Here is a 1,494-nt window from a genome sequence, read left to right on the forward strand (position 1 = left end):
GGCTACGTCGGTGCTAAATCACGTCAGCGCTGGCTGTTTTACGCGTATGACAGGATACGGAGGACGGTTGTGGCGCACGTCTTCGGTGAACGCACTCTGACCACACTGGAGCGTCTTCTGAGCCTGCTGTCGGCCTTTGAGGTCGTGGTATGGATGACGGATGGCTGGCCGCTGTATGAATCACGCCTGAAGGGAAAGCTGCACGTTATCAGCAAGCGTTACACTCAGCGCATTGAGCGACATAATCTGAATCTGAGACAACATCTGGCAAGGCTGGGACGGAAGTCACTGTCGTTCTCAAAATCGGTGGAGCTGCATGACAAGGTCATCGGGCATTATCTGAACATAAAACACTATCAGTAAGTTGGAGTCATTACCCAGAATCCCGAGTTAATATATTGTTGGGAGCAACTAAAAACATCTATTATTTCCCGAGGCTTCTCAACGCAAATTCAGGAACACTTAGCAATGGGCGTTCTACTTTCATTAGGAGCACATCATGTTAATTGTTTACTTTTATCAGATAGTAAACAATCATTAATAAGTCGTTGTTATAACCTAATGCTATCCGAACCTGGAACAAAATGGACAGCAAACAAGGTAGCGAGATATCTCTACATTTCTGTTTCCACATTGCATCGCCGTCTGGCAAGCGAGGGAGTAAGTTTTCAAAGTATATTGGACGACGTGAGGTTAAATAATGCGTTGTCTGCTATACAAACGACAGTAAAACCCATCAGCGAGATTGCCAGGGAAAATGGTTACAAGTGTCCTTCTCGTTTTACTGAAAGGTTCCATAATCGTTTTAAGATAACACCAAGAGAGCTAAGAAAAGCGTCCAGAGAGTAAAAGTATTTTATGAAGGAGCAACAGCATCGATTTTTATTTTGGAAAATAAATACGGCATACTCAACCTATTGGAGCCTGAACAATCCGGTGACTTCTGCGCTAATCGGGGACGTTTATAAGCACATTGAGGTGTACTGGCAATAGCGGACACTACCATTTGTTCTTTTTTTAAGCAGCCATCTGATTATATTTTTCCCTGAAGGCTGCCGGGGAGATATTCCCCAGACGAGAGTGACGACGCTGACGATTGTAGAAAATCTCAATGTATTCCCGTATTACTGAGATGGCTTCATCCCGGTTATTAAAACGATAGTGGCTCAGGCTCTCATTTTTCAGCGTTCCCCAGAAGCTTTCCATCGGAGCGTTGTCGTAACAGTGACCTTTACGCGACATTGATGTTTTCAGACCAGACTGCTCCTGTATGACCCGGTAATCGTATGCGCAGTACTGTGAACCTCGATCAGAGTGGTGGATTAGCCCGGCAGGTGGGCGCTGGCTCCTGAGCGCCATAAACAGGGCTTTACCTGTCAGCTCTTTTGTCATGCGCTCTCCCATGGCGTAGCCGACAATTTCGCACGTATAAACATCTTTGATGCCAGCGAGGTACAACCATCCCTCCTGTGTGGCAACATACGTCAGGTCCGC

Annotated in this window: 3 pseudogenes; 2 read left to right on the plus strand and 1 reads right to left on the minus strand. The window is 46.2% G+C overall.

The annotated features are described in order from the left end of the window. A pseudogene (locus tag BGK49_RS14470) lies at positions 1–363 on the plus strand (IS1-like element IS1X2 family transposase); the annotation flags it as partial. Between the two features lie 9 nt (positions 364–372). Beyond that, positions 373–849: pseudogene (locus BGK49_RS14475) on the plus strand (helix-turn-helix transcriptional regulator); the annotation flags it as partial. Between the two features lie 168 nt (positions 850–1,017). Here BGK49_RS14475 and BGK49_RS14480 read toward each other — a convergent pair. Continuing rightward, positions 1,018–1,494 (minus strand): annotated as a pseudogene (locus tag BGK49_RS14480) (IS3-like element IS600 family transposase); the annotation flags it as partial.

It is taken from the genome of Shigella sp. FC1544, from assembly GCF_001722145.1.
Lineage (GTDB): Bacteria > Pseudomonadota > Gammaproteobacteria > Enterobacterales > Enterobacteriaceae > Escherichia > Escherichia coli.